We start from the raw sequence: 5,812 nt of genomic DNA, 5'->3' as shown, positions 1-5,812 counted from the left end.
GTTAGAAAGCCCCAAGTGTAACTATCACCTGGGGCTGGGGAAGTTGTGGCCTAATGGCTTATTTGGGCAACAACGCCGCTAATTGATTAAATTCACGATCTTTTTCTGGGATCATGAAGGGGCAAAAATCGCTTTACGGGTCTGATGGCGCTTGCTGCTGAATTTACTGTCGGCGAAGATGATTTGATGACCCATTATGTCACGCTGCGATAGAGATCTAGATGGAGATCACGATCTCAAGGTATTATTCGCATCATCGATTAAACAGACGTTATGCTACAAAAAGTCAACGCAGTACCGATAAGGACAAGATATGAACGATGTAACACTATCAGTTCAACGGTTAGCTTCATACAGAGAAGCCATAAAAAAAATTAAACAAGGCAAATGTTCCTTATCTTTCCCGAAGGATACCAACATAGAATCCATTCTCGATTTTGAATCTGATCTTGTTCAGTTGGCTGCCTGGCTTGATGCCCGACTTGATGGGTTTAATAAAATTCAAGAAATATCCACTGAAATCAGTAAAGGCAGTGTTCTTGATGAGGTTTTAAATCGCATATATGACACATTTCATGAAATAATACCTTACGATAGGATCGGCTGCGCATTAATATCTGATGATTATGAGCGGGTTTTCGCTCATTGGACAAAAAGCAATTACCCAGAAAAAGTAATGATCAAAAATGGATATACTGCTTTTTTAAGTGGTAGTAGTTTAGAGGGGATACTAACCTCGCAACAACCCCGCATTCTTAACGACCTGCAACTATATTTAGCTGAAAACCCTAACTCATTATCAACTAAATTAATAGTTGCTGAAGGCATTCAATCAAGTTTAACCTGCCCGCTCATTGCAGATGGTAAGCCTATCGGTTTCATTTTCTTCTCTAGCAAAGAAAAAAACACATACATTGATGCCCACCAAAAAATATTTATTAACCTTGCAAGGCAAATATCATTTTTAGTCGAAAAAAGCCGTCTTTATCAACGCATCTATGACATAAACAATCAGTTGGTAAATGCATTGGCGCAACTCAAAGAGCAGTCTTCTCGGGATGCACTTACTGGTGTTTTTCATCGGGGCGCTATAATGGAATTCCTAAAAAACACCATCGAAAAAGACACAAGAAAAAAACAGCCTACTACTGTAATACTTGCTGATATAGATCATTTCAAACATGTCAACGACACATATGGTCATGTTGCTGGTGATACAGCGCTGAAGGAGGTCAGTAAAAGTTTAACTAACCACTTAAGGAGTCATGATTGTGTTGGGCGTTATGGTGGTGAGGAGTTTTTAATTATACTGGGTGAAACCAATGCCACAGATGCTCTGTTAATTATAGAGCGTATCCGTCAAGCAATTTCTGATCTAAAGTTTGAAAGGAATGAAGGCAATTTTTCTGTCACCATGAGCTTTGGTATTGCCTGTTCAGATAATACCTCACATATAAAGACTGAAGAAACATTACTACTAGAAGCGGATAGTGCTTTATATCATGCAAAAAACGAAGGTAGAAATCGTGTATGTATCGCATAAAAAGATTTAATTTGGCTTGAATAGTGAGAATCGCGGTTGCCATACGCTCGGAGCGAAGCATTTACCAAGGCATCTTGCTGAATACTGCTTCCGGTTTAATCATCGTTTTGACCTCAATAGCATGTTGGTAGAATTGGGGCATGCAGTCGTGGCAAGCCCTCCGATGCCATATCGACTCTTGAAGCTGGCTGAGGGTCATGGGTAATCAGGAAACTTTTTGCGTCTCCGACGGAGGCGATCAAGGCACTCGCGGTGAGCGGGCCGATCCCCGGGATCTGCGCCAGCTTCTTGCTGGCGACGTTCTCACGATGCCAGCTCTGGAGTTGGACCTCTAGTTCCTGAACCTGCCGGTCGAGCGCCTTGAGATGCTCCCCCAGGCGCTCGAGCAATTGCCGAAACGTCCCTGGCAACCCGTTCTCGTACTCCTCTAGGATCTCGGGCAGATGCTTGCCAATGTGGGCAATGCCTTTAGGGATGATGATCCCGTGTTCTGCCAGCAGACCACGTAGCTGGTTGGCCTGTGCGGTCCTCGCCTTAACAAAGCCTTGTCGGGCGCGGTGCAGCGCTAGGACGGCTAACTGCTCACTACTCTTCATTGGCACAAACCGCATGTTCGGCCGGCTCACCGCTTCGCAGATCGCCTCAGCATCCGCCGCATCGTTCTTGTTGGTCTTCACGTAGGGTTTAACAAACTGCGGGGCCATCAGTTTAACGGTATGTCCTAGCCCTTGCAGTTTTCTGGCCCAATAGTGGGCGCTGCTACAGGCTTCCATGCCAACCAGACAGGGTGGCAGATTGGCAAAAAAGCTGATCATTTGTGCCCGCTTGAGCTGCTTGTTAAACAGGCACTTACCGTGTTCGTTCACACCGTGTATCTGGAAAATCGCTTTCGCCAAATCGATCCCGATAGTTTTAACGTTCATGTTGATCGCTCCGCTCACATTGATGAATGTATCGTCCCACACGTTGGCACAGGTGCTGCCAGTTTAGGAGGGGCGACCATCCCATTAGCTGTATCAGCAAGCGCGCCAAGACGGTCGAAATCAAGTACCGCCTATCGAGCCATGGCCCAGTGGCTCACCTGGTCATCGATGCCACCGGACTCAAGGTCTATGGCGAAGGCGAATGGAAAATTCGCAAGCACGGCAAGGAGAAACGCCGCGTCTGGCGCAAGCTTCACCTGGCCGTAGATGCGGCGACCCATGCCATCGTTGCAGCCGAAGTCAGCCTGGAAACGGTGGGCGATAACGAGGTGTTGCCCACGCTGCTCAACCCCTTGCGCCGCAAGATAGAACAAGTCAGCGCCGATGGTGCCTATGACACCAGAGCCTGCTATACCCTACTGCAAAAGAAGGGCATCAAGGCCACCATACCGCCGAGAAAGAATGCGGCATTCTGGAAGAAAGGCTATCCACGCAACGAGGCGGTTGCCGCGCTCAAGGCAGGAGAGCTGGAGCAATGGAAAAAGGACTCTGGCTATCATCAGCGCTCGATAGCTGAGACCGCCATGTATCGCTTCAAGCAGCTCATCGGTCCGAAACTGAGTCTGCGGAGCTACAACGCCCAGGTGGGTGAGATCCTGGCTGGGGTAAAAGTCATGAACAAGGTCATAGGGCTTGGTATGCCCATTCGGCAGGCCGTCAACTAAGCCCGCCCGGCGGGTTGGGGAGCGAGTATCCGACTTTGGATTTGATCAACAAGGCCCCATCAGACGAGGGACCTGGTTCGCAGGGGGATCCATATGCACCAACTGCTCGCCTCGATAGATACCTACACCACCGCTACGCCAGTGACCCGCATCATCACAGAGTCCACGCATCAGGAGTATGTGAGCACCGAGTAGATCATCAGCGGAAGCCGGATCCCAATCAGGCATTGCTTCATAGGCCGCAAACGCATTACCGACTTCTTGGATTTCCCGTGGAAGCCCAAGCACCGTCTTTCCCTCAATCACTGCCGTCACCTGTTCAACACTCAGTGTGTTGTGCTCAATCGCCAAGGAGGCTTGGATAGTGCGGATCCGGTTCTCTCGACGCAGCATCGGCACCTGGGAGCTCTGAGCAAACCGCCACTGCCCCACCAACTCGGCGATCTCCGCCACCCGACTCAACATGGCGTGGGTCAGGGTGAAGGGAGGGGAATAGGCTGCCATGGGTTACTCCAACTGATGCGATAACAAATGAGGGATTAGCTTAACAGATCCGGGAGCAGAAACTCCCGAATTGAATTTGAATGGCCGAGCGTCCCCGCTAGGGCCAGTGAATTAAGTGTAACATTACCTTATCAGTTGACTACGCCCGTAATTACGTTCACCTCGTACTTTCGTGCGTAACTTAAATAAATACGCGGTCCTCTCCAAGAATTTATAAAATTTCTCATTATGCAGGTCAGCATCTCGGCGATCAAATCGATACTCTGCATCGTCAGGGAAATGCACCAAAGACGCATAATCAGGGTATGCGAGCCTCAATGCACTACACCAAGCTTTACGGATACGCGTAGCCATGTTATCTCCATCGAAATTAGAGTAATCCCCAAGATGACCGTAATCATCTCTGTTAAATAGTAGCACCACGTGATAATGAGGGTACTGGCTTGTTACTTGCTCCTTCACCCAGATAAATCCAAAGAAGAATGGTTTACCCGTCTTACCCTTACGGTGACGTGCCGCCTGTATTTGGCTTTTTAGTGAAGCTATAAAGCGCTTAATAACCTTTTCCTCCTCTACCTCCGGTGGGAAGCTTGTCGGCATATCCGGATCATCCATGATGGATATCAGGGGGAAGCGTAGGTCAACGCGCACTGCAAACACTCGTGGGTGTTTATTCAAGAAGTTAGCGATTACCTCCACGGATGTTTTCAACTGCTCAAAGGATATTGAACCATACTTGGCCTCAGCCACACCTCGTAAGTTTTCTAGCTCGTCGGCTATTAAATGATACCCGACTTTTGATTTCATATAAGTTCCTATAGCTCGCATGGAATACCTATACCCGTTGGTTAGATACTCAGGTGACTTCACTTATCATCATTAATGAGGATTGCTACGTAAAACTTTACGGACAACTGATACTGTTCTCTCTTATCAAACCACTAGGTTGATATACCAATCTGCATTTAGCACTCTGTGCATTACATATACTTTGCTATGCAGATCTATACAGCTAATGGCTTGTATCTGATGTACAAGCCTGATGTGCATCTGATTGGTATACACGAAGTGTATATATCACATGTTCTCGTTCACATACCCTGTGATACACTCTGATGGTGTATCACTCTCACCCTCGATATATCTCCTGCCCCCTCTGCCTTGTTATACACTTTGTGTGTATATGTAATACTATTACCGAACTAAGTAGCCGACTAAATCACCGAAAAGAATCGTAGGTATTTTCGATAAGGTCTCGATAATACCGAGCATTAGAATAAAAAACTTACTCTGAACTTAGCCTCAACGATCAAGCAATTATTCTATGCCATAAACTTAATCTGCACAGCAGATTGACAGCCTTCATTTACTGGCTCCAAATAGACCATAATGAAACCATTAAACTTAAAAAACAGCTCCCAAAAAAGGGAGCCAAGATATTATTAGTTATGATTTTTTCGCTCCATTACCAATTTGCGAATCCAGTCTTCTACTTCTGATTTTTCCCATGCTACCGTCTTTGGCGATGTTTGGAGTTGTGAAGGGAACTTCCCTGCCTTGATTAGCCGATAGATTGTTGGGCGAGATAGCTTAGTCATCGCGATCAATTCATTTATTTTAATGAGACCCATTTTACTCTCCTTAAGTTTTTTCATACCTAAGGTGCTCTGTGTTCATTTTTACATATCCCAGACTCCATCATCACAGCAGCTTCATTGCCCCACCATTTATACTCAATAATCCACAGCCAATACCAAATCACCAACGACTCATCGATGCTACTACAGGTCTTCACATACAAGCTCTCTGTAAAAAACAATGATGAACAGACTCACACCAATCACGAGCCCCCAGTGGCAGGGGAGTTGTCGCCTGATTTTTTCACTGGGGGACGAGAGGCTACACACAACACTCTCTAACTCATAAAAAATGCATACATATCAATGAAAATCGACAAAAAACTGGGCTGGGAGCCCATAAAAAACACTATTTACATACTAGAAAAACCCTATAATGACACTTGACTGACACTAGAAAAACACTAAATAGCTGATCCTAATTTCGCTCCAGTTGCATAAGCCCATGTCCATTACCGGGGAACGGGGCGGCATGATCCA

The 5,812-nt window shown here is 46.4% G+C and carries 4 protein-coding genes and 3 pseudogenes; 3 read left to right on the top strand and 4 right to left on the bottom strand.

Annotated elements, in window-relative coordinates; genetic code table 11:
• Positions 1 to 313: 313 nt before the first annotated feature.
• Both PG899_RS23655 and PG899_RS23650 read left to right on the top strand, forming a co-directional pair.
• Complete coding sequence (locus PG899_RS23655) at positions 314 to 1,543, top strand: sensor domain-containing diguanylate cyclase (RefSeq protein WP_005344802.1); 1,230 nt, start codon at positions 314 to 316, stop codon at positions 1,541 to 1,543.
• Positions 1,544 to 1,580: 37 nt separating this feature from the next.
• Positions 1,581 to 1,748 (top strand): annotated as a pseudogene (locus PG899_RS23650) (IS1595 family transposase); the annotation flags it as partial.
• Between the two features lie 4 nt (positions 1,749 to 1,752).
• On the opposite strand, the pseudogene PG899_RS23645 reads toward PG899_RS23650, so the two are convergent.
• Positions 1,753 to 2,466 (bottom strand): annotated as a pseudogene (locus tag PG899_RS23645) (IS110 family transposase); the annotation flags it as partial.
• An 86-nt stretch (positions 2,467 to 2,552) separates the two neighbouring features.
• Here PG899_RS23645 and PG899_RS23640 point away from each other — a divergent pair.
• A pseudogene (locus tag PG899_RS23640) lies at positions 2,553 to 3,191 on the top strand (IS5 family transposase); the annotation flags it as partial.
• 45 nt (positions 3,192 to 3,236) lie between these two features.
• Here PG899_RS23640 and PG899_RS23635 read toward each other — a convergent pair.
• The 3 genes from PG899_RS23635 to PG899_RS23625 all read right to left on the bottom strand — a co-directional run bounded on the left by PG899_RS23635 (position 3,237) and on the right by PG899_RS23625 (position 5,326).
• Positions 3,237 to 3,695, bottom strand: coding sequence for a Fic family protein (locus PG899_RS23635; RefSeq protein WP_270697787.1), 459 nt, complete (start codon positions 3,693 to 3,695; stop codon positions 3,237 to 3,239).
• Positions 3,696 to 3,818: 123 nt separating this feature from the next.
• Positions 3,819 to 4,502 (bottom strand): inovirus Gp2 family protein, encoded by a 684-nt coding sequence (locus PG899_RS23630; RefSeq protein ID WP_043851559.1) that lies wholly within the window; start codon positions 4,500 to 4,502, stop codon positions 3,819 to 3,821.
• A 635-nt stretch (positions 4,503 to 5,137) separates the two neighbouring features.
• The gene (locus PG899_RS23625; protein WP_042081333.1) at positions 5,138 to 5,326 is read right to left on the bottom strand and encodes a helix-turn-helix transcriptional regulator; all 189 of its coding nucleotides are present in this window, start codon (positions 5,324 to 5,326) and stop codon (positions 5,138 to 5,140) included.
• Positions 5,327 to 5,812 lie beyond the last annotated feature (486 nt).

Source organism: Aeromonas sp. QDB39, assembly GCF_027707585.1.
Lineage (GTDB): Bacteria > Pseudomonadota > Gammaproteobacteria > Enterobacterales > Aeromonadaceae > Aeromonas > Aeromonas hydrophila.
This window is presented reverse-complemented; position numbering and strand designations above follow the sequence as displayed.

What these genes read in the sequence shown, in the direction of transcription:
- PG899_RS23635 (WP_270697787.1), bottom strand. Translation starts at nt 3,695, where the DNA reads ATGGCAGCCTATTCCCCTCCCTTCACCCTGACCCACGCCATGTTGAGT.
- PG899_RS23655 (WP_005344802.1), top strand. Translation starts at nt 314, where the DNA reads ATGAACGATGTAACACTATCAGTTCAACGGTTAGCTTCATACAGAGAA.
- PG899_RS23625 (WP_042081333.1), bottom strand. Translation starts at nt 5,326, where the DNA reads ATGGGTCTCATTAAAATAAATGAATTGATCGCGATGACTAAGCTATCT.
- PG899_RS23630 (WP_043851559.1), bottom strand. Translation starts at nt 4,502, where the DNA reads ATGAAATCAAAAGTCGGGTATCATTTAATAGCCGACGAGCTAGAAAAC.